Annotated in this window: 20 protein-coding genes; 6 read left to right on the forward strand and 14 right to left on the reverse strand. The window is 48.4% G+C overall.

Annotation, left to right across the window (positions count from 1 at the left end):
* Positions 1–2: 2 nt before the first annotated feature.
* The 8 genes from JIE71_RS06210 to pheA form a co-directional block, all read right to left on the reverse strand.
* On the reverse strand, positions 3–995 hold the full coding sequence (locus JIE71_RS06210) for an FAD binding domain-containing protein (RefSeq protein ID WP_199507870.1): 993 nt from the start codon (positions 993–995) through the stop codon (positions 3–5).
* On the reverse strand, positions 992–1,663 hold the full coding sequence (locus JIE71_RS06215) for a 2Fe-2S iron-sulfur cluster-binding protein (RefSeq protein ID WP_199507871.1): 672 nt from the start codon (positions 1,661–1,663) through the stop codon (positions 992–994). Before JIE71_RS06215 ends, JIE71_RS06210 begins: the two co-directional genes overlap by 4 nt.
* Before the next feature lie 610 nt (positions 1,664–2,273).
* Complete coding sequence (locus JIE71_RS06220) at positions 2,274–2,807, reverse strand: 2-amino-4-hydroxy-6-hydroxymethyldihydropteridine diphosphokinase (protein WP_199507872.1); 534 nt, start codon at positions 2,805–2,807, stop codon at positions 2,274–2,276.
* A 4-nt stretch (positions 2,808–2,811) separates the two neighbouring features.
* Positions 2,812–3,180: a dihydroneopterin aldolase gene (gene folB / locus JIE71_RS06225; protein WP_199507873.1), complete on the reverse strand. Its 369-nt coding sequence runs from the start codon at positions 3,178–3,180 to the stop codon at positions 2,812–2,814.
* Positions 3,181–3,263: 83 nt separating this feature from the next.
* Positions 3,264–4,226 (reverse strand): EamA family transporter RarD, encoded by a 963-nt coding sequence (rarD, locus tag JIE71_RS06230; protein WP_199507874.1) that lies wholly within the window; start codon positions 4,224–4,226, stop codon positions 3,264–3,266.
* A 120-nt stretch (positions 4,227–4,346) separates the two neighbouring features.
* The gene (locus JIE71_RS06235; RefSeq protein ID WP_199507875.1) at positions 4,347–6,668 is read right to left on the reverse strand and encodes a bifunctional prephenate dehydrogenase/3-phosphoshikimate 1-carboxyvinyltransferase; all 2,322 of its coding nucleotides are present in this window, start codon (positions 6,666–6,668) and stop codon (positions 4,347–4,349) included.
* 108 nt (positions 6,669–6,776) lie between these two features.
* Positions 6,777–7,901, reverse strand: coding sequence for a histidinol-phosphate transaminase (gene hisC, locus JIE71_RS06240; RefSeq protein WP_199507876.1), 1,125 nt, complete (start codon positions 7,899–7,901; stop codon positions 6,777–6,779).
* 198 nt (positions 7,902–8,099) lie between these two features.
* Positions 8,100–9,272 (reverse strand): prephenate dehydratase, encoded by a 1,173-nt coding sequence (pheA, locus tag JIE71_RS06245; protein WP_199507877.1) that lies wholly within the window; start codon positions 9,270–9,272, stop codon positions 8,100–8,102.
* A 517-nt stretch (positions 9,273–9,789) separates the two neighbouring features.
* On the opposite strand from pheA, the gene JIE71_RS06250 reads away from it, so the two are divergent.
* A complete protein-coding gene (locus tag JIE71_RS06250; RefSeq protein WP_199507878.1) occupies positions 9,790–10,731 on the forward strand; it encodes a transaldolase in 942 nt (313 codons plus the stop codon).
* A 90-nt stretch (positions 10,732–10,821) separates the two neighbouring features.
* Here the strand turns inward: JIE71_RS06250 and JIE71_RS06255 are convergent, their stop codons facing one another.
* Positions 10,822–11,364, reverse strand: coding sequence for an adenine phosphoribosyltransferase (locus tag JIE71_RS06255; RefSeq protein WP_199507879.1), 543 nt, complete (start codon positions 11,362–11,364; stop codon positions 10,822–10,824).
* 286 nt (positions 11,365–11,650) lie between these two features.
* Here JIE71_RS06255 and JIE71_RS06260 point away from each other — a divergent pair, with 286 nt between their 5' ends.
* Together JIE71_RS06260 and JIE71_RS06265 are read left to right on the forward strand one after the other, a co-directional pair.
* On the forward strand, positions 11,651–11,815 hold the full coding sequence (locus tag JIE71_RS06260; RefSeq protein WP_199507880.1) for a rubredoxin: 165 nt from the start codon (positions 11,651–11,653) through the stop codon (positions 11,813–11,815).
* A 12-nt stretch (positions 11,816–11,827) separates the two neighbouring features.
* Positions 11,828–12,931, forward strand: a complete 1,104-nt coding sequence (locus tag JIE71_RS06265; RefSeq protein ID WP_228284566.1) for an alpha/beta fold hydrolase — start codon at positions 11,828–11,830, stop codon at positions 12,929–12,931.
* A gap of 45 nt (positions 12,932–12,976) precedes the next feature.
* Here the strand turns inward: JIE71_RS06265 and JIE71_RS06270 are convergent, their stop codons facing one another.
* Positions 12,977–14,053, reverse strand: coding sequence for a WG repeat-containing protein (locus JIE71_RS06270; protein WP_228284567.1), 1,077 nt, complete (start codon positions 14,051–14,053; stop codon positions 12,977–12,979).
* 217 nt (positions 14,054–14,270) lie between these two features.
* Between JIE71_RS06270 and JIE71_RS06275 the strand changes: the two genes are divergently transcribed.
* The gene (locus JIE71_RS06275; RefSeq protein WP_199507881.1) at positions 14,271–15,212 is read left to right on the forward strand and encodes a DMT family transporter; all 942 of its coding nucleotides are present in this window, start codon (positions 14,271–14,273) and stop codon (positions 15,210–15,212) included.
* A gap of 18 nt (positions 15,213–15,230) precedes the next feature.
* Here JIE71_RS06275 and JIE71_RS06280 read toward each other — a convergent pair whose 3' ends face one another.
* Positions 15,231–16,586: a solute carrier family 23 protein gene (locus JIE71_RS06280; RefSeq protein WP_199507882.1), complete on the reverse strand. Its 1,356-nt coding sequence runs from the start codon at positions 16,584–16,586 to the stop codon at positions 15,231–15,233.
* Positions 16,587–16,951: 365 nt separating this feature from the next.
* On the opposite strand from JIE71_RS06280, the gene JIE71_RS06285 reads away from it, so the two are divergent.
* Positions 16,952–18,400 carry an L-serine ammonia-lyase gene (locus tag JIE71_RS06285; RefSeq protein WP_323126916.1) on the forward strand — a complete coding sequence of 483 codons (1,449 nt, stop codon included), beginning with the start codon at positions 16,952–16,954 and terminating at the stop codon, positions 18,398–18,400.
* Positions 18,401–18,652: 252 nt separating this feature from the next.
* On the opposite strand, the gene JIE71_RS06290 is transcribed toward JIE71_RS06285, so the two are convergent.
* The 3 genes from JIE71_RS06290 to xthA form a co-directional block, all read right to left on the reverse strand.
* Complete coding sequence (locus JIE71_RS06290) at positions 18,653–19,051, reverse strand: DUF4377 domain-containing protein (protein WP_199507884.1); 399 nt, start codon at positions 19,049–19,051, stop codon at positions 18,653–18,655.
* Positions 19,052–19,461: 410 nt separating this feature from the next.
* On the reverse strand, positions 19,462–20,685 hold the full coding sequence (argJ, locus tag JIE71_RS06295; protein WP_199507885.1) for a bifunctional glutamate N-acetyltransferase/amino-acid acetyltransferase ArgJ: 1,224 nt from the start codon (positions 20,683–20,685) through the stop codon (positions 19,462–19,464).
* A 117-nt stretch (positions 20,686–20,802) separates the two neighbouring features.
* Positions 20,803–21,621 (reverse strand): exodeoxyribonuclease III, encoded by an 819-nt coding sequence (xthA, locus tag JIE71_RS06300; RefSeq protein WP_199507886.1) that lies wholly within the window; start codon positions 21,619–21,621, stop codon positions 20,803–20,805.
* A 280-nt stretch (positions 21,622–21,901) separates the two neighbouring features.
* Here xthA and JIE71_RS06305 point away from each other — a divergent pair, with 280 nt between their 5' ends.
* Positions 21,902–22,417: a thioesterase family protein gene (locus JIE71_RS06305; RefSeq protein WP_199507887.1), complete on the forward strand. Its 516-nt coding sequence runs from the start codon at positions 21,902–21,904 to the stop codon at positions 22,415–22,417.
* Positions 22,418–22,454: the final 37 nt, after the last annotated feature.

Consider the following 22,454-nt stretch of genomic DNA (forward strand, 5'->3'; position numbering starts at 1 on the left):
GGTTATACTCCCTGTGCGCGGCAGGCACGCTCAATAATTTGTGTAAGTAGACGACGGGTCAGTACGATTTTAAAATCATTTTGTCCATGGCCTTTTGCATCTTGTAGCAAGGTATCGGCGGCTTTGTTAATAGCGTCTTTATCGCCTTTTGTACCGACCAAGCAGGCCTCTGCCGCTTCATCACGCCACGGTTTTGCCCCAATACCACCAAAGGCAAGACGCACGGTTTTTAATGTGCCAGCCTCGTCTTTGTCAATCACAGCAGCGCAAGACACCAAGGCAAAGGCATAAGAGGCACGGTCGCGTACTTTGTCATAGGTGTGCATGCCCTTAATGGGCGCAGGCAGAGTGACATGCGTAATCAGCTCACCTGGCTCTAATACGTTTTCTTTGTGCGGGCTGTCTTCAGGCAAACGATAAAAATTTTCGATAGCGATTGTGCGAGTATCGCCATTTGCTTTTTGCGTTTCGATGGTGGCATCCAGCAGGCGCATGGCCACTGCCATATCAGAAGGATGCTGCGCGATGCATGAATCGCTCGTGCCTAAGATGGCAAGCGCACGGTTTTCACCCTCTATCGCAGGGCAGCCAGAATTTGGCTCGCGTTTATTACACGCACTATCAGTTTGATAAAAGTAATAGCAGCGAGTGCGCTGAAGCAGGTTGCCGCCTGTGGTGGCTTTATTACGCAACTGACCTGACGCACCCGCCAAGAGTGCGCGCGCTAACACAGGATAGTTGGCAAGCACCTTTGGATGCGCCGCAAGGTCGCTATTGGTCACAAGGGTACCAATACGCAGGCCACCATCGTCTGTGTCCTCAACTTGTGCTAGCTCAAGACGGGTAATGTCTACAAGCTTGATTGGCGTCTCAACCTCAAGCTTCATCAAGTCCAACAGGTTTGTCCCGCCTGCGATAAACGTATTGCCATGATGGGCAGCAGCTTGGCTGGCATCCGTCGCGCTATCGGCGCGCTGATATTCAAAGGCTCTCATGCGTCGACTCCTTGTACTTGCGCTTTGGCTTGGGCGAGGCTATCAGTATTGGTCTTGCTCGGCGTCTGCACATCGCTGGCAGGTGGCGACCAAATGCCACTGACTGCACCTTTTTTGTTGTTATTCGCGTGATTATCAGTCGATGCGTTTGCCTCAGACAGGTCACCATCCAGCACCTCTTTGATGGCTTTAATGATATTGGGATACGCTGAGCAGCGGCAAATATTACCACTCATACGTTCTGCAATTTCTTGGATTTGTAGCACATCAGGCGCTTGCAAGTCTGCGCTCACATGACTTGGCCACTGGTTTTTAACCTCTTCGATTAATGCGGTGGCAGAACATATTTGCCCTGGTGTGCAATAACCACATTGAAACGCGTCATGCTTGGCAAAGGCTTCTTGCAACGCCGATAGGTTATCAGGCATTCCGACCCCTTCAATGGTGGTAATCTCGTCACCATCATGCATGACTGCCAGTGTCAAACAGCCATTAATACGGCGACCATTAATCAGCATGGTACATGCACCGCACTGTCCGTGGTCACAGCCTTTTTTTGCACCAGTAAGGTTTAAATGATGACGACACACATCAAGGAGTGTCGTTCGCGGGTCTAAATCGTGCAGCTCATAGCGCTGCTTATTGATCGTCAAAGTTAAGGTAGACATGCTGGCTTTCTCGCTGGCAAAAGGTCGAATGGATAATCGTTATATAACGTTTTATGTTTTATATCGGTGTGATTTTTAGCGTCGTTATCGTTATAAGATGCATTGCTTAGATTTTGATTAAACCATGCATCTTTGACTGATTTGGTTACTTCATAAGGCGTTTTTGTAGCTTATTGCTAAGATAAGCGGTAGTTTTGTGCAGATAACCTTGTCAAACTAAAGCTTGTCGTGTCTATTCACCAAAAAGGTTCTATCTAAAAAGATTGGAGGTACTACAGAAATTATGAAGGCCAAGTATTCACCCAAATAATGAGGCATAAAAAAAGCGCCCAAAAAGGACGCTGTTATTACTGATTAAACTACTTTTATGGCAGATATTTTTAGCACTACCTTAACTTTACTGCTAATAGACCTCTTGCATAAGTCATCGCTAGCCCTTGTAACTCCGTCAGTCAAAGTCAATAAACTGGTACTTTTGCAAGAGATCTAATAGCTAATAAAGTTGGTGCAGTGATATCAAACGCTATTTTTCTCGCTTGCTGTGACTTTGTCTCCAGAGGCTGCGAAAAATAGCGTTTAATCGCAAATACCTATCATGGCGTGTCTTTTTTTATTTAGACTCAACCATATCCCCCTTGTCACTTAAGCCCATCGCCGCAAGCAGCGCTGTCACGCCGATATGCTCATGGGCCTTTAGCGGCATACGATTGCTTAGTAGTTGCCATTCTGCGCTAGTGTCACTGGCCTTAATCAATAACGTATCAATATCCATCGTTACCAAACGCACGGTATCTGTTGTCATTAAAGCGCCGCGGCAGCGATTGCAATCGGTTTCTAGCGCGGCAAACTCGCGTTGTAGGGCTACTAACGTGCGCGCTTGGTACAAACGCAAATATACACATTGATTGACGTAATCAGGTTTTGGGCGCTCAGGTGTCGCGGTAAAGTCAGGGTTTTGATACGCGTCTGAGTAATGCGCCTCTCCAAGTGCTACAAGCTTATCTTGAACATACGCCAAGTGCTTTTTTGCTTGATAGTTGCTGCCAAGCGCAAGTACCACTTCACTTATCAGTAGCGCCTTGACAGTCTCAGGCGCGATTGTTTCCAAGGTATCTATCGCACGTGTATTTTGTACGTCACGCATCACGCTATCCTGCACGGCGAGTGATTTGAACACCGACAGCATCTGCCGCCCCAATCGCGGTCGGTTTAGCAATGCTGAGCGTGACCTTAGTACAGGGATAGCTTGCCAATAGCTTTTGGGCGATGGCTTCGGCAAGATGCTCTATAAGTTGCGCCTGTATGCTTTGACACCACTCGGTTACATCATCACACACCGCCTTATAATTGAGTGCATCTCCCACATCATCAGAAGCTGCCGCTTTGCTAATGTCTGTCTCTAGCGCAATATCAATACGCAGCGGCTGCGTAATAGCGCGCTCCCAATCATAAACACCGATGACGGCCTTTACCTCAAGTCCTTTAACAAAAACCACATCCGACTCGGTGTGTAGCATAGCGTTATCCTTGGTTGTTGTGCGTTGATTGTTTAATGATTGGTATCAGGGTGTGTGGTTATTCCACTGATTATCCCAACTCTTTAACTGGGGCGGGCAATCTCATTGGTTTTGGGATTTTTTCTTGGGCGATGTCGCCACAAGTCAATGCTAAATAATAGCAAGCCAAACCAAATCAGACCAAAGACCGCCAAGCGTTTGGTATCGAATGGCTCATGATAGTACAGCACTGCCAATAAGAAAATAAAGGTCGGCGTCAGATAATTCATAAAGCTCAAAATACTGTATGCCACTTGCTTGGTCGATTTATTAAACAACAGCAGCGGAATCAGTGTAACAGGGCCTGCCAGCATTAACAGCCAAATAGACGGGCTAAACCAAAAGTCTAAATGACTGCTCGCCACGCCTGCTTGCCAAAACCACCAAACACACACAGGTACGAGCATCGCTGTCTCAACGAACATCGCATCGAGAGCTGCTAGCGGTGTCTGGCGCTGAATGGTGCCATAAGTACTAAAGCTGACTGCTAAAATTAAAGACACCCAAGGCAGACTGCCAAGCGTCACCACCTGTATAACGACAGACAATAGCGCAAAACCAATCGCCACCCATTGCAAGGTTCGCAGACGCTCTTTAAACAACACCATCGAGAGCGCGACACCAACCAGCGGGCCAATAAAGTAACCGAGGCTCGCCTCTAATATCATATCGTGCGTGACTGCCCACACATAGGTCAGCCAGTTGGTGGTAATAATCAGGCTCGATACCAAGCTGATAAGCAACCATTTTGGCTGCTGCTTTAAGGTATCAATCCAGCCCCAACGCTTGGTGACGGTTAAAATCACCAGCAAACAGACGAATGTCCAAACAATACGATGCCCAATAATTTCGACGGCATCGTACATCGCCAACTGTTTAAAGTATAAAGGAAACGCACCCCAAATAAAAAACGCCGTCAGTGCGGTGATGATACCGCGCTTGGTCGTAATGACAGCGGGTTTTTTAGGAATAGTTGGCGTGGTTGCGCTGTCGCGTGTTGTGGTCATAAAAACAACTTAAAAAAATATGGGTCTCACGCCGTAGCACAGACCCAGTAAGCCAAAAGATGCCACAAGGGCATCTTGATTAAAACAAAACAGACGTAAGAGTGCGCCTAATCGGCAAGATTAGACGTGGTCGTTAGTATCCGCTTCGTCTGTTTCGGTCACACGAATCAACATACCGACTTGATTGGCAAGACCTGCAAAATCAGGGAAACTGGTATTGACTGTCTCTGTGCCCTCGATAGTGATGGTATCAGCAGCACGTAGGCTCGCGACGGTAAAGCTCATGGCAATACGGTGGTCATGGTGCGAGATGATATGTCCGCCACCAAATACCGCAGGGTAGCTGCCGTCGGTCACGCCTTTACCATTAATAATCATGCCGTCTTCAGTCACTTCGCAATCAATACCCAAGGTTTGTAATCCTGTCGCCATCACCGCGATACGGTCAGATTCTTTGACGCGCAGCTCTTTTGCGCCTGTTAATACGGTACGTCCGACCGCACAGCTCGCCGCGACAAACAACACAGGGAACTCGTCGATTGCCAAAGGCACCAAATACTCAGGAATCTCAATACCCACGAGCTGTGAAGAACGAACGGTAATATCCGCCACAGGCTCGCCACCGACGTGTGTTTGATTGCTCAAAGTGATGTCCGCTTGCATCAGTTTTAAGATATCAATGATGCCTGTGCGCGTGGGGTTGATGCCCACTTGCTTTAAGGTCAGCTCGCTGTTTTGGCTAATCGCCGCCGCCACCATAAAGAACGCTGCCGACGAGATGTCCGCAGGTACGGCGATATCACAGGCAGTTAATTTGCCGCCGCCTGTCACGCTGATGCGATTATCATCGACCGTCACAGGATAGCCAAAGGCTTGTAACATACGCTCGGTATGATCACGGCTGATCTCTGGCTGGGTCACGCTGGTTGTGCCCTCTGCCCACAAGCCTGCCAGCAGTAAGCATGACTTAATCTGCGCTGAAGCCACAGGCATGTTATAGTCAATGCCTTTCAGCGTGTCGCCGACATTTGCGCGGCCTGTAATACTCAGCGGTGCAGTGCCCTTCTCGCCTGTACTCTGAATGACCGCACCCATCTGGCGCAGGGGCGCAGCGACACGCTCCATCGGGCGTTTGGTGAGACTGGCGTCCCCTGTCAACACACTATCAAACGCTTGCGCTGCTAAGATGCCAGACAACAGACGCATGCTGGTGCCTGAATTGCCCATATAAATCGGTGTTTTGCTTGGCTTGAGGCCATGCATACCTACACCATGAATCACCAGCTCGCCATCATGTGGCCCTTCGATGGTCACGCCCATGTCGCGGAATGCCTGCAGGGTCGCCAGTGCATCTTCGCCTTCCAAAAACCCTGTAACACGGGTCACGCCTTCGGCAAGGCTGCCAAGCATAATACTGCGATGCGAGACCGATTTGTCGCCAGGGATGGCAATCGTGCCTGAAACGGTGGTACTGGGAGTGATGGTATAAGAAGCTGACATAGTAGAAGTATCCGTATAAGGGGTGCTGGCAAGCATATGCCCAAAGTGACGCCGCGCCGCTTGTGCCCGTCCAAGTAACCCCATAAGGGCGGTTGAATCTTTTTGCACAATAAGCGTACGCAGGTGCTGTAAATAATCGTTATAAGTGTCTAAGGCCTTGATAATGGCAGCGTCATTGGCAAAGAAAATATCGTGCCACATCTTAGGGTCGCTGGCAGCGATGCGCGAAAAGTCGCGAAATCCACCCGCAGCGTAGCGAAACATATCCAAGTTATCGTCGTGTCCTGCCAGTTGCTCAACCAAATTAAAGGCAAGTAAATGCGGCAGATGGCTGGTGTGCGCAAGAATTTGGTCATGACGCTCAGCGGACATGGTCATCACCTGCGCGCCGATGGCCTCCCAGATGCGGCACACGGTCGTAATGGCTTTGGCATCACTACTTTCCAGATTGCAGACAATCACGCTGTGATTGACAAACAGAGTCGCACGGCGAGCGTGATAGCCTGAATGCTCAGCCCCTGCGATGGGATGCGCGGGCACCAGTCCTGTTGGCAACTTACCAAACGCAGACGTTGCCGCTTCAATGACATTCACCTTGGTGCTACACACATCGGTAATAATACAATCAGGCGCAATCATTCCTGCCTTCATGGCCGCCGCAATATCTGTCATGACCGCAGGCACCGTTTGTACAGGCACCGCAATCACAATCATATCACTGCCTGCGACCACATCCGCCAATACGCTACTACCCGCTTGCAATAGACCATCGTCCATCGCTTCGGCGAGACTTAACGCATGACGATCGACCGCAACGATACGCGCACTTAAATGGTTGTCCTTAATAGCCTGCGCGACACTGGCACCAATGAGTCCCAGCCCAATCACACAAACTTGTTCACACAGCGGGGATTGTTTTGGGTTTCGTTTAAGGTTGTACATAACGCTGAACTTTTTCTCTATGCGCGTAAGGCGCAATATTATTTAATGTCTTAAGATTAAATCTTGAATACAGGCTGACCATCAAATGTGTGATAACGAACAGATGGTTTAGGCCGAGTCATTGTTTAATATATAACTCAAGGTATCAATCAAACGCAGATTATCTTCAGGTAAGCCCACGGTAATACGCAGCCAGCCTGCCAGCCCATAACTGACCAGTGGCCGCACAATCACACCTTGCTCTAATAACGCATGATAAACGGCCAAAGCATCGCTAATCTCAACCATAATAAAGTTGCTCGATGAGCGAATAAACGCCAAACCGAGCGCGTCAAATTGCTTTTCTAACCAGCGCATTTGCTCTTTATTGTTTTGATACGCACGTTTAATAAAGTCTTTATCAAGAAGTGCTGCCTTTGCCGCTGCCAAGGCCAAACGGTTGACATTAAACGGTTGGCGCACACGGTTTAATACGGTAGCGACCGCTTCGCTGCTCAGCGCGTAACCGACACGCAAACCCGCCAGCCCATACGCCTTAGAAAAGGTGCGAACGATAACGACATTATCAAAATCATCAATCAGCGCACGATTGTCACTCTCAGGGCTGTATTCGATATAGGCTTCATCGAGCACCACCAGCACTGAGCTTGGCAGCGCACTGACAAAGTCATACAGCGCCTCTTTAGTCAGCAATGTGCCTGTTGGATTGTTCGGATTGGCAATAAAGACCATTTTGGTATTGGCATTGGCCTTGACAGCAGCGAGCATCGCCTCCAGGTCATGGCCATAGCGCTGGGCTGGCACTTCTATCGCCTGTGCGCCTTGCAGCTTAGTAAGCATGCTATACATAACAAACGCATATTGACTGTATACCACCGCATCGTCACTACTGACAAAACTGCGCGCTAACATGGTCAGCAAGTCATTAGAGCCGTTGCCAAGCGTAATGCCTGTAATCAATGTTTGGGTGAAGTCCGCTAAAGTTTGTTTAAGCTCATAGCCATCATTATCAGGATAACGGGATAACTGCCCAAGCTGCTGGGTAATGGCTAACGTGACATAAGGCGAGCAGCCCATTGGGCTTTCATTACTTGCAAGCTTGACCACATCTGTGACTTCATACTCACGTGTCAGCTCCTCAATGGGTTTGCCCGTCTGATAGGGCGCCACATCAAGAATGCTTTCAAAGGCTGGAGAAACCTCAGGACTGTTCGGTGTTGAAGTCGGCTGCATAAAGTATCCTTATTATAGATGGCGCCGCCGCAGAGTGCGGCGCGTCTTCGCTATCGTCTGTTGTCGTTATGACCGTCGTTATCGTTGTTATACTTGTGTCGCGCTATGATTTACTTTACGGCTAGCACCATATTGACTGTGCTCAGGGGTTTCATCTTAAGGTTTTTTACGCACGGTAATCTATGGGCATAAAAACACTTACAGTACCGCTTTTGGATAGGAACCTAAAATACGCACGTCTTTAACCATTGGTCGAATCGCTTCAATCGCGGCTGCAACGTTGGCATCTTCAATATGTCCATCCATATCAATAAAGAACACATACGCCCATTTGTTTGGACGCTCAGGACGGGTTTCGATACTGGTCATTGATACGCCATGCTCAGACAATGGCTTTAGAATCTCAATCAACGCGCCCGCTTTGTCATGGGCTGATACCACAATTGACGTTTTGTCTTGACCTGATGGCGCAATCGCTTCGTGACCGACGATTAAAAAGCGCGTGGTGTTGCTTGGGTTGTCCTCGATATTTTCATACAGTTTGTGCAGGTCATATTCGACAGCAGCAACGTCACCTGCAATGGCAGCCGAGTGCCACTCATTTTTTAGGCGGCGCGCCGCTTCGCCGTTACTTGAGACCGCGACACGCTCTACATTCGGGAAGTTCACATCCAGCCAGTGGCGACACTGGGCAAGCGATTGCTGATGCGAGTAAATACGGCTTAGGCTATCGACTTTGGTATGTTCTGCGACCAAGAAGTTTTGGTGAATAGGCAGCTCTACTTCGCCGATAATTTTTAGCGTCGATGACAAAAAACCGTCCAAAGTATGGTTGACCACACCTTCTGAAGAGTTCTCAACAGGGACGACGCCATAAGCTGCAGTGCCCGCCTCTACTTCGCGAAACACATCGGTGATGGTAGCCAGTGGTAGCATGTCCGCTGCTTTGCCAAAATGCTTTTGTGCGGCGGCATGGGTAAAGGTGCCAATCGGCCCCAAAAACGCAATGCGCTGCGGGGCTTCTAAGTCCAAGCAAACCGACATAATCTCGCGAAACAGACGCGCCATTTTATCATCAGCGATTGGGCCTGTATTGCGCTCCATAACCGCCTTTAATACTTGAGCTTCACGCTCTGGACGATAAAAAATCGGACTTTGATGACTCTTATTGTCGCTGCTGCTTGATTGTTTTTTATAAATCGCCACATCTTGAGCCAATTTTGCGCGGTCATTAATCAAGTTGTGAATCTGCACATCCAGCGAATCGATTTGGTCGCGTAGGCTGCTTAAGGGAGATGGGTCGGTCGCGGCAGTGCTGGTGTCGTTTTGATTGTCAATGTCTGTGTTTGGGTTTGCTGATTGCTCGCTCATTACCGCCTTTCCTTTTAGAACTGTTGTTAGCGCTTTGTGGTGTGATGCATCATCACAATAATAAAGTTGGATACTAATACATTTTTTACATAATTTGTAGCCGCAATCACCGAATTGCACCGTTGACCCTACTGTCACGCGTGTTTATGGCAAGTTTCTATGCTAAAAGATGCCAAAAGATGTATTGTCTGTCGTCTTACTATAGCAAAATCCGTCTTTGCTTGCCCATGCCTATTCATCGAAAACGCTTAAAATCTTGCGGAGCGTAAGCTCGCTCACCTGCGTCGCAAAAATCGCCCAAGCGCCCAAAATCTATGTTACAGTTTTAAGCGCGGTTGTTGACCGCAAGCGACCTTGTCACTAAACAACGTGTGGCTATTTACTCTTTAGGAGGTGTCTCTATTTTAAAAGTGGTGATAAAAATGAGAAAAATCACAGACAAAGCCATTTAGTCATTAACATTTATATTAGAGTCCCCTCCAAACGTTTGACAATAAATAATTAATAAGGATATTCAATGAGCGCATTACAACAGCTTTGCACCATGACGACGATTGTTGCCGATACGGGCGACTTGCGTGCGATTGCTCGTTTAACGCCTGTAGACGCCACGACCAACCCTAGCTTGATTACAAAAGCCTTGATACACCCTGACAATCAGCAGATGCTGGCAGAAACGATGAGTCGCCATGACGGTGATATTGATGCGGTGATTGATGCGCTGACCATACAGCTCGGCTGCGATATTTTAAATCTGATTGACGGGCGCGTCTCTACCGAGGTCGATGCGCGCTTATCTTATGATACCCAAGCGACCATTGATAAAGCGCTCAGCTTTATTGAAGCGTACAAAAAAGCTGGCGTAGACACTGAGCGCGTTTTGATTAAGATTGCGGCGACATGGCAAGGTATTGAAGCGGCGCGTTATCTTGAGACCCAAGGCATTCACTGTAATCTCACGCTCCTGTTTGGGCAGCATCAAGCGGTCGCGTGCGCTGACGCAGGCGTAACCTTAATTTCGCCTTTTGTGGGACGCATTTTGGATTGGCAAAAGCGTCAGCAACAGCGTCAAGAGATTCCTGTGAGCGAAGATATGGGGGTTGAGTCGGTGAAGTTGATTTATCAATATTACAAACAGCACGGCTACAAAACCCAAGTGATGGGCGCAAGTTTCCGCTCGACCGAGCAAGTACTGGCTTTGGCAGGGTGCGATTTGTTGACCATCGCCCCTGATTTGCTTGACGCGCTTGCTGAATTGGATACTCCAGTCACCCGCCAGCTGTCGCCTGAGATGGCAAAAACGGCGGAGCCCATGCAGCGCGTACAGCTTAGCCATGAGGATTTTAATAATGCCTACCAGCAAGACAAGCTGACCCAAGACTTATTGCCAAAAGGCATCGATGGTTTTATCAGCGCCCGTGAAGAATTGGCACAAAAGCTGGCAAGTATACGCCGCTAATAGGTAATAAAGTACAGATGATTTAACGTAAAAAAAGCGCCATTACTGACAGATAATGGCGCTTTTTTTGTCGATGCTTATTGTAAGCCTTTAGGCTTCAAGCACACTATATACAGGCACAGGTAAAGGCTCATGCAGGTCAACTAAGTCGAGCAGCACCAGCACACCAACCACCGTATGCTCAGCAGAATGGCATAAGGTATGAGCAGTTTTTAATGTACCGCCTGTCGCTAAAATGTCATCCACCAGTAACACGCGCTCAGGCGGCAAGTTGTTTTGCATCTCTAGCGTGTCTTTACCATACTCTAGCGCGTAGCTTTTATTAGCGACAGGTGGTGGCAGTTTGCCAGGTTTGCGCAGCAAAATCATGCCTTTACCCAAGCGACCTGCCAGCAAGCTTGCAAACACAAAGCCGCGCGCTTCAACTGCGCCTAAGCAGTCTACGTCATCGAGTAACCCTTCAGGCAATGCCGCAAGCAATGCGTCGATCAGCTCATCCACATGACTACGCAGCAATGGCGTAATGTCATAAAAATCAATGCCTGGCTTTGGAAAGTCAGGCACAGTACGAATCATTTGCCACAATGGATGGTCTTTGCTGCGTTTATCTGCTGACGTCGCGTGCGCGCTCATAATAACCCTTACTTTTACAAATCAATAATTGGTATGTCTAACACCGCTGATAAAGATGATCATGGCGCTCTATACAATGCGGTGCGTGACGGCGCTATCATAGCATATTTGCATGGTTTTATTGCGCCCACTTTGCTCGATAACGCCTACTCGCTCTTGATAAGTACACAAGTATCTCAATATACAAGTGTAAACTTAAACACGTGGCATCAAGATATATGCTACACTACGTGCGTTTTTGTGGTCGATAGCGGCTATAAAATGAACAACAATTATAGGACTGAATATGAAACGCTATGAATGTATCGTCTGTGGCTGGATTTATGATGAAGCCTTGGGCTGCCCTGAAGAAGGTATCGCGCCTGGCACAAAATGGGACGATATCCCTGACGACTGGACTTGCCCTGAATGCGGTGTGGGCAAGCTCGATTTTGAGATGGTAGAACTGTAAGTAGGAGCGCTTATGATGCACTCACATCCTCACACCGAACCCACCGAGCCGCGCTCAGACGCTGAGGCATCGGCGGTCACTGATACCGCTGACCATGCTGGTGGCAGCAGTGAGCGTGTCATCAACTACCCTACGCCTGAATGGAAAAATTTCGGCGCGCACAATTGGTGGGCGTCGGATTTAAGCGACCATCTGTATCAGACGATGATTGACATTGGCGATAACATTGAGCTGTGTGTCGAAGCGGGTGGCAATCCGAACAACCCCCCACTACTGATGGTAATGGGACTTGGCTCACAGATGGTCTTTTGGCCAGATGGCTTTATCAAGCGCTTGATTGACGCAGGCTTTTTCATCATCCGCTTTGACAATCGTGACATCGGTCTGTCCTCCAAGGTACAAATTGATGGCCTACCGCGTATCAGTCAGTTAAAAATGATGCTGCGTTTGCAAACAGGCTTATCGAACAAATCTGAGCCTGTCGCGTACAACTTGACCGATATGGCTGAAGACACCGTGCGCCTGATTAAGGCTTTAAACCTTGGCAGCACGCATTTAATGGGTGCGTCCATGGGTGGTATGATTGCACAAATTGTCGCAGCCCGTTACCCAAGTTTGGTGCAGCGTATGGCGCTCCTATTTACCACCACCAACCGCGCCTTTTTAAGTCCACCGCGCCCGCGTCAGCTCTATACACTGATTAATCGCCCTGAAAGCCATTCTGAGCGCGACATTGTCCGCCATAGCGTGTGGTTTATGAAGACGGTCGGCACGCCTGGGCACGTCAATGTGCGTACAGTGCGCGAGATTGCCAAACTGCGCTATCAGCGCAACTTTCATCCGCTTGGCACCGTCCAGCAGCTCAATGCGATTTTGTCCTCTGGCTCTATTGCGCGCTTTAGTAAGCAAGTCAAAGCGCCAACCATCGTCATTCATGGTAGCGCAGATGGTCTACTGCCTGCCTCACAAGGGCGCGTGGTCGCTAAGACCATTCCGAATGCCAGCTTTCACCTTATCGAAGGTATGGCACACGACATTCCGACCTATTATCAGCCGTATTTGGTGACTTTGATTAAAAATCACTTACTGGGTAATGCATCACACGATGATAAATAAGAGACGCATTGATGTCTCTTTTTTTGTCTCAAACCGTGATCGCTATTAAGATGGGCACGGTAGCGTAACATTGGCTGTGTTGATACATAGGCGCTCGCCTTTATCCGACATCCCGACCCATGCCACACCGTTTTTAAATGTCCATGCAGGCGGCTCATCATTGTTTGCGCGATTTAAGCGCGCATCGTCATGGTAATCAAACGGAATGACCACATTCCCGCCCAAATCTAAAAACCCCCACGTATTTTCAATACGCACGGCCGCCAGCCCTTCTGAAAATGGACGCACTTCATCAAACGAATAGGTAATCATAATCACCCCGTACTTATCAACAAAGCCCCAAAGCCCATCTTGTTGATGCGCGATTAAGGTAGTGAACGGCTCGCGCTTTGGTTCAGATGTGTTGACAGTGGTATTTACAGCGGTACTTTGCGGCGGGTCTCGGCGGCTATCTTGCGAGATACTGTTTTTCGATGTGCTGTTTTGTAGGGTATTGCTTGTGGTTGGGCTGTCTTGATTACTGGCTGTTTTGGGCGCAGCAGGTTCAGAGGCGATGGTATTGCCGCTGGTATCGACATTACGGCTGCCTTGACGGCTCTCAATACGCGCCACACCGCTACGGTAGTTGGTAATGTTGGTGATACTGCCAGAAAAAGGGACGATAGTGCCATTATTGGTATCAATCACGCCATATTGCCCGCCTTTTTTAACCACAATACGGTTTTCTGATGCCGCGCGCGCCCACTCTGCGCCGCCCATTTGGTCATAGATGGGCGCAACCACTTCACGTCCTTGCAGATTAATATAACCCACGCGACTGTTTTTGAGTACGGGCATCACGCCTGAGGCAATTTTATCCGCGGCGACCGTCTGATAAGCGGTCAAATTCACCACAGGCTTGCCTTTATTGTTAATCAAAGCCACAGGTTCACCATAGTCTTTAACTGCCAAAAACAGCCCGCTATTTGGCGTACATGAGACATTTTTATAGTAGCTTTTGGGCAGCTTACAACCAGCTGCCTGCGCGGACGTGCCAGCGAGCATCCCTACCGCACATACGCTTGCGATGACAGCGCATTTACCCCAAACAAACACAGTAAACGGACGAATAAACCCTAACATAGCAAGACCTAAGAAAATAAAAATCAGTGACGACAAAATAAACGACAAAATTCAGTACATATTGCATAACAACAGTATCACAAAGGTATACCTGCCCCTGATGTCGGTGGTATGCTACCAAAATACACTACCAATACCAATAGATAGGCAGGTTGGGCGACAGAAGCACCAAAATGCTGCCTATACGGCTGTCATTTTATAATTAAAAGGATACGCAATGAGCACCACCACTTCTAAGCTCAGTGCTTCAGGACTGTTACTCGGCTGTATTATTTTCGGCTTGGGCAGTCTTATCGTCGCAAAACTAAGCCTCGGCGGCTGGGCGATGTCGTTTTGGCGCTTGGCGGTCGCTGGCGTGCTGTTTGCACTGCTGGCGCTACTAAAAAAACAGCGCTTTCCAACGTCCAAAAAAGCCATCTTTTTTGGGCTGTGTTCAGGCGTATTCTTGGGTTTGGACTTGGCGCTATGGCACGAGAGTATCTACGCGGTCGGCCCTGGTATCTCAACGCTATTAAACAGTCTGCAGATTTTCTTTTTGGCCTTGATTGGCTTTGTTTGGTTTTCTGAGCGTCAAACTATTTTGCAGCTGGTCGGCTTGTGCTTGGCATTGTTTGGCGTGATGCTGATTGGCAGCCCTGAATTTGGACATAATACCAATGCCGCGTGGGGTTTTATTACAGGCATTACCTCAGGTGCGATGCTCGCAGCTTCCATGACCTTTATCAAAAAGACGCACGATGTCGAACCGACTCCTATTTTGCCGCTCATGACCTTGGTCAGTATTGGTGGTGTGGTCGCGATGATTGTGCCAATGCTGATACTCGATAACGGACAGATACTACCGACTTCATGGGCTGAGGTATTTTGGATTTTTATCTACGGCTCAGTGATGCAATGTCTCGCATGGGGACTGATTGCATACTTTATCCCGCGTTTGTCTTTGGCAGTGACAGGGCTGCTGCTGCTTAGTGAGCCAGTCGCCGCCCTATTGATTGATTATTTGTGGTTGGATAAGCCCATTACAGGTATGCAGTGGCTGGGGGCGGCGTTTACGATGCTTGCTATTTATCTTGGCACCATGAAACCCAAAAATCGCACCCTGCGCCGTTATCGGTTTTTTGCACGGTTTTATAAAAAATCGTCCCACACTACCGATTAAGAAATAATTTATTTGTTGTTAATCGTCCTTTTGCAATGAAAACAATGCATTTAGGACGATGGCGGCAAGTGTCGCTGTACCAATACCACCCAAGTCAAACCCGCCTATATGCAGGCTTAGATTGCCCGTACCCATAATCACAGGAATACCTGCGATAATCAGATTGCTGTTTTTACTAAAGTCGATGTGGCTGTCGAGCCAGATTTTGACCCCAGCGACTGCAATCAGACCAAACACCACCATCGACGCACCGCCAAGTAATGGGCTGGGAATGGTCTGAATCAGTGCGCCAAACTTTGGTGACAAGCCGAGCAAAATCGCCACTAAGCCCGCCATTACAAAAATGGTGGTGCTATACACCTTAGTCACTGCCATCACGCCAATATTTTCTGCATACGTGGTCACACCTGTACCGCCAAACCCTGCCGAAAATGTGGTCGCAAGTCCATCCGCCAAAAAGGCACGCCCCATATAAGGTGTCACGCGCGCGCGGGTCATGCTCTCTACCGCCTTAAAATGCCCCAAATTTTCGGCAATCAAAATAAAGGCAATCGGTGCAATCATCACGATGGCATCTCTATCAAACACAGGGGTATGAATGCTTGGCAAACCCAGCCAAGACGCCGCAGTCACGCCACTAAAATCAATCGGCGCGCCCAAGCCCATGACATTGGTGAGCACAAAATACACGATATACGCCAGCATCAAACCCACAAGCAACAGCAAGCGGCGCAGCATCCCACGTGTAAAGACGGCGACAAAGCTGATCATTAATGTGGTCATGGTCGCAATCCACGCATCGAACTGATTGCCCATCACGCCTTGAATGGTCACAGGCGCAAGGTTCAGACCAATAATCATCACGATAGCACCCGTGACTACAGGCGGCATCAAACGCTCAATCCAGCCAGTGCCTGTCTTCATGACCAAAAGCCCAACGAGTGCGTAGAGCATCCCACACGCCATGATACCGCCGAGAGCGACATTCAGATTGGCATTTGCGCCTGTGCCAGCGTAGGCCGTTACAGCGATAACAGGAGCAATAAAGGCAAAGCTTGAGCCAAGATAGCTGGGCATACGCCCACCTGTTATCACAAAAAACAGTAGCGTACAGATACCTGACATTAAAATGGCTAAATTGGGATCAAAACCCATCAGTAGCGGCGCAAGTACCGTCGCGCCAAACATCGCAAAAGTGTGCTGCACACCAAGCAAGACACTTTTACCTGCTGGCAGATACTCATTAATACCTACAGGATGCTGATTGAGATCACCTGCAAATGGCCGCCACGTTGGAAACCAGCGATCATTGTCAAAGTCAGGATTAGATGCGGTGGTTTCAGAAACGGGTGGCTTGGAAGCATGAAGGGTCATACGCACATATCCTATGGTAGTTAAAGACACTGATGCTTATAAAGCAAAGACTGAGCTTCAAGCCAAGAGTGCCTAAAAATCAAAGAGGGGGAGTTGTGACAATATAAACGAGCGATTGGATCGAAACCTCAAAACACGGCAAAAGTCGCGATTCAATTACATAAAGTTACACAAAGAAAGCTGGCGTGCATCATAGCCGAATTTACCCATAAAAAAAAGCGCTTATTCCCAACAGCCCTTTACGCACATGTATAGACAATACTATAGACAGCAGTCCAATTATCTTTTATTCTGCACGCATAAACCGCCCTTCGATGAGCACAGACGCTCGGCCCTCTGTGGGCATCATATGGATTGACAGGATTATTATGATTAGTATTTTTGATTTATTCAAAATCGGTATCGGCCCTTCTAGCTCGCATACCGTCGGACCTATGGTTGCCGCCCAGCAGTTTTTACAAAGCTACCGCGAGCAGCATGACCTAAGCAATGTGGTCAGCATCGATATTGACCTTTATGGCTCTTTAGCAGCAACTGGTGAAGGACACGCAACCGACACTGCCATTTTACTGGGTTTACTGGGGCATACACCTGAATATATCGACACGCGTGAATGTGCCAATTATCTGCGCCCGATTATGGACGAGCAGCGTTTGGCTTTGGCGGGCGAGCACATTATTGATTTTGACACCAAGACACACATTCATTGGCACCCTGACACCGTGCTGCCCTATCATCCTAATGCCTTAAGCATTGCTGCAACGACGCAAAGCGGCGATACCTATACGCAGACCTACTACTCTATTGGTGGTGGCTTTGTTATCAATCAAGATGACGCCACACATCCCGATACCGACCCTGCCAGCCCAACGATTGACAATCCACCCTACCCATTTACCAATGCTGCTGACTTATTGACCATGTGTCAAAGCGAAAACCTCAGCATCAGTGAGGTTGTGCTGGCAAATGAATGCCACTACCGCGAAATAGAAACCGTCTACCGATACCTTGACCGTATTTGGGTGGTGATGCAAGATTGTGTTTCTGCTGGCTGCCAACAAGATGGTATTCTGCCTGGTGGACTGTCGGTCAAACGCCGTGCTAAGGCACTACATGAGCAGCTTTTGTACGAGGCCAGCCAGCCTGATGCCAAAGACAAGGTGGGTGCAGACAAGCTTGCGGCGATGGACTGGGTCGATCTCTACGCGCTCGCGGTCAATGAAGAAAACGCCAATGGCGGCAAAATCGTCACCGCTCCGACCAATGGCGCAGCGGGCATCATCCCTGCCGTTTTGCATTATTACCGTGATTTTTTGCCGAACTATGACATTCAGGGCGTACGCAAGTTTTTGTTAACCGCAGCCGCAATTGGCAGCTTGATTAAACAAAATGCCTCTATCTCAGGTGCTGAAGTCGGCTGTCAAGGCGAAGTCGGCTCAGCCTGTGCGATGGCAGCCGCGGCGCTCGCCGAAATTATGGGTGGCTCGCCAGCACAGTGCCTAAACGCTGCCGAAATCGGTATTGAGCACAATTTGGGATTAACCTGCGACCCTGTGGCGGGTTTGGTACAAGTGCCCTGTATTGAACGCAACGCTATGGCCTCTATCAAAGCCATCAACGCCGCACGTCTTGCCTATCGTGGTGATGGGCAGCACTTTGTGTCGCTCGACAAAGTCATCGAAACCATGAAACAGACGGGCGCTGATATGTTGGATAAATACAAAGAAACCGCACGTGGCGGCTTGGCAGTTTATGCCAACACCCATATCCCAACCGTGCAGCATGGCGTTAGTGTCAACTACAGCCAGTGCTAATTGCTACTGCGTTATAGTCAAGTCAATTTAAAATGATACAGCGAGATTAAAGGCTATTTTTCGCAGCCTCTGGAGACGAAGTCACAGCAAGCAAGGAAAATAGTATTTAATCGAGTGTGTTTGTGATGCTATATCAGTTTTATTTGAGATTTACTATATTTAATCCTTGATCATAAAAAAAGCCCAAGCAAATCAATGCTTGGGCTTTTATTTGACTGTCACTAAAGCAAAATTCTTGCCTTTAATAATTACTTATTCAGGCGTTTTTGAAATTACTTCGTTGAGTGTCCACACAGGGCGTACGGTGTTGGTCGTTTCGTCCATAACCGCATCTTGACGCACATCTAGGACATAGCGGTAGTTTGGCTCATAGGTGAAGCCTTGGATATTACCGTTTAGCGTATTATAGTTTTTCTGATACGTCTGACGATACTGTATACATTCTGACTCAGTTTTCACACCTGTCATGGTGGTGTATTCACATACTGCCTTGCGTGGCGCAATCTCTACCTCAAAGCTTGGAATATTCACAACTTTGACGCTCATTGGTTGACCATCAACCACCATGGTGCGCTCATCGTTCATATCCATCGTTGAACAGCCTGCTAGGGCAAAGGTGGTCATCATCGCGGCTACTGCTAATTTTTTCATTGTATTATCCTCAGTTTATAATATAAGTCACCCGCCTGACTCATTCTCTTTGGGTTAAAAGATAGCGTGTTTACACAAAGCTTTTAACGCGGTTTGCTGGCGAGCATTTTGTTATTGCAGCTGTCGTGCTGCTTATTTTTTATTGCAGATGCGGCATCGGCTGAGCATCAAGAAAGAAAGTGACTCAGTTGCGCCGCTGGATCTAGTATAGGGCGCGCAAAACCTATCGCTCTATGGCGGCTTTGTAACTTCACGTCAGTATTTGCAACACGTGTTAATCAACGGTACGCTGTCAAAGGCTAAAAAAAATAAAAAATTGCCAATAAAACGCTTTTTTAAGTACAAAAAAAGGCAGGTAATCTCCCGCCTTTTTTGTCTTTCTAATTGTTTTGTCTACACTGCGTTACCCATCAGCTGCGGTAGTCGGCGTTGATTTTGACATAGTCGTACGACAAGTCACAAGTATATACCGTATCGCTAGCATCGCCACGCGCAAGGTCGATATGTACGGTGATTTCAGGACGGCTCATGACTGCTGCGCCCTGCTCTTCGGTGTACTCTGACGCAAGACCACCTTTTTGACAAATCAAGACGTCATCGAGTGATACATTGACTTGTTCGGTGTCTAGCTCAGGCACGCCCGCGTAACCGACTGCGGCAAGCAAGCGTCCCCAATTGGCATCACTGGCAAAAAATGCCGTCTTCACCAGTGGAGAATGCGCTACCGCATACGCCACATCGCAGCATTCTTCGGTAGTTTTGCCGCCTGTGACTTTGACAGTGATAAACTTTGTCGCCCCTTCACCATCACGGACAATCAGCTGCGCCAAGCGCACAAACACACGCGATAACGCATCAAACAGCGCCTGATAATGCGGATGCTCAGGGCTGTCGATAATGTCATCACTTGCCTTGCCTGTCGCCATCAGCAAGCAGCAATCATTGGTCGAAGTATCGCCATCGACGGTGATGCGGTTAAACGACTGCTCGTTAATCGCGCTCAGCATTTCTTGTAATACGTCGGCAGGAATGTTGGCATCGGTCGCCACATAGCCGAGCATGGTCGCCATGTTGGGGCGAATCATGCCTGAACCTTTGGAGATACCTGTCACATGATAGCGCGTACCGTCCACTGTTACTTGCTCACTGGCAAGCTTAGGAATGGTGTCGGTAGTGCGGATGCCGTTTGCTGCTGCAAGCCAGCTGTCGGCAGCTAAGGTGTCCAGCGCCTTATCCAAGCCTGCAATGATGGCATCGCTGTTTAGTGGCTGGCCGATAACGCCTGTCGAAAATGGCAATACCGCCTCAACGCTGGTGTTGGCTTTTTCTGCCAATGCCTGACAGACCGCTTCAGCACGGCGACGACCATCTGCGCCCGTACCTGCATTGGCATTGCCTGTGTTAATCACCAAATAGCGCGGCGCGGCGGTATCAAAGTGCTCGCGCAAAATACGCACAGGTGCAGCGCAAAACGCATTGGTGGTGGTGACGACTGCCGCTGATGTGCCCTCGGCAAGCTCAAAGACGACCAAATCGTCACGGTCTTTGTAACGTACGCCAGCAGCCGTCGCGCTTAGGCGAATGCCCTCAATGTCGTAAATCGTCTCAGGTACTGAAATATCACCAACTGCCATAATGACCTCTTATTGTTGTTTGCTGTGTTGAATAAAGAGTGAATGTGTCTTTTATCAATCTAAAAATTGCTTAATCTAAAAACGGCTTAACCTAACAGCTGTTCATCTAAAAACGGCTTAATCGAGCTTAAACGCTGACCAAATCGGCGCATGGTCTGAGGGCTTTTCCATCGCACGCAGCGGATAGCTGATGCCTGCATCGACGCAATTATCGACCAAATCTTGACTGCATAAAATATGGTCAATACGCAAGCCGCGCTTTGGCTCATCATTAAAGCCGCGACTGCGATAGTCAAACCAGCTAAACAGCTCGGTGCTGGTCGGATAATGCAGGCGGTACGTGTCGGTCAAATCACGCGACATCAGCGCGTCATACCAAGCACGCTCCTCGGGCAAAAATGAGCATTTATTGTTCTTTAACCAGCGTTTGGCATTGGCCTCACCGATACCGATGTCAATATCTTGCGGTGAGATATTCATATCACCCATAATGATAAGCGAGCGTCCTTCTGCCTTTAGTGTGTCGATATACGCCATTAAATCAGCATAGTACGCGCGCTTCATCGGAAACTTGGTCGGATGGTCAGCGCTCTCGCCTTGCGGAAAATAGCCGTTTAACACGTCCACTTCACGCTCGCCAAAGACGTAGCGGGCGTGAATAAAGCGCTTTTGTGCCTCATCGTCATCGCTTGGAAAGCCTTTTTGTACAAAAATAGGCGCGGTTTTAGACAATAGTGCCACGCCGTAATGTGCCTTTTGCCCAAAGTATTCTACGTGGTAGCCAAGCCCTTCGACGTCGCTCAGTGGAAATTGTTCATCGTGAACTTTGGTCTCTTGCAGCCCCATCACATCAGGGTCGATGACATCGCGTACCGCTTCCAGTTGGTGCTGGCGCGCACGGATGCCATTAATATTAAAACTGACAAAACGGGTCATAAATCATCCTATAAGTCATGGTAAATGGATTGTATTGCAAATCAGTGATTGGGTACTTGCCTTTGTGTGTTAACGCTTAAGCCACGACCGTTGGCAATAGTGCGGCTATCTTGTTCTAATAAGGGCTGCTATGATTCAGTGCGCGCTGTCTTTTATGCTTGATATTTGTTTTTATTGACGCCGTTTTATTGACATCATTTTTAATCACTATTAAAAATAATACACGCCCAGCGCCCGACTTTTTAACCATTCATGTTTATAACAATATACCGAGTGTTTTATGTCCAATCACACCACATCAGGCGCACAGTCGCCTTTATTTACCGCCGACTACCGCGTGTATATCAACCACACCGACGCAGGCGGCATCGTCTATCATGCCAATCACTTGGTGTTCTTTGAAAACTGCCGCCGCGACTGGTTCACCCAGCTTGGTTTGGACGGTTATTTTTTGAAGACCGATGCAGGCGAGATACAGCATTTTGTGGTCTCTAAAGTTGAGCTGGACTACCGCCATGCGATTTTACTCGATGAGACCATCAGCGTGCGCGTTGATACGGTCGAATTAAAACCTGCCAGCATCGTCTTTTATCAAAGTATTTGGCGCACCCATCTTGATGGAGATACCAAGCTTAGCTCAGGCAAAGTGGTCATCGCGTGCGTACAAAACAATGTCAAATCAAAAGACAATGACAACGATAGTCAGACAGCAAAACCTGCCATGCGCCCTATCCGCGTGCCCAAAGTGCTCTATGATAGCATCTGTGCTGCCTTATCGCAGCAACAAGGCATATAATAGAATAAAGATACGGGCAAGATAAAGGCGGTATGCC

The organism is Psychrobacter sp. bablab_jr014, from assembly GCF_016464015.1.
In the GTDB taxonomy this organism is placed as follows: domain Bacteria; phylum Pseudomonadota; class Gammaproteobacteria; order Pseudomonadales; family Moraxellaceae; genus Psychrobacter.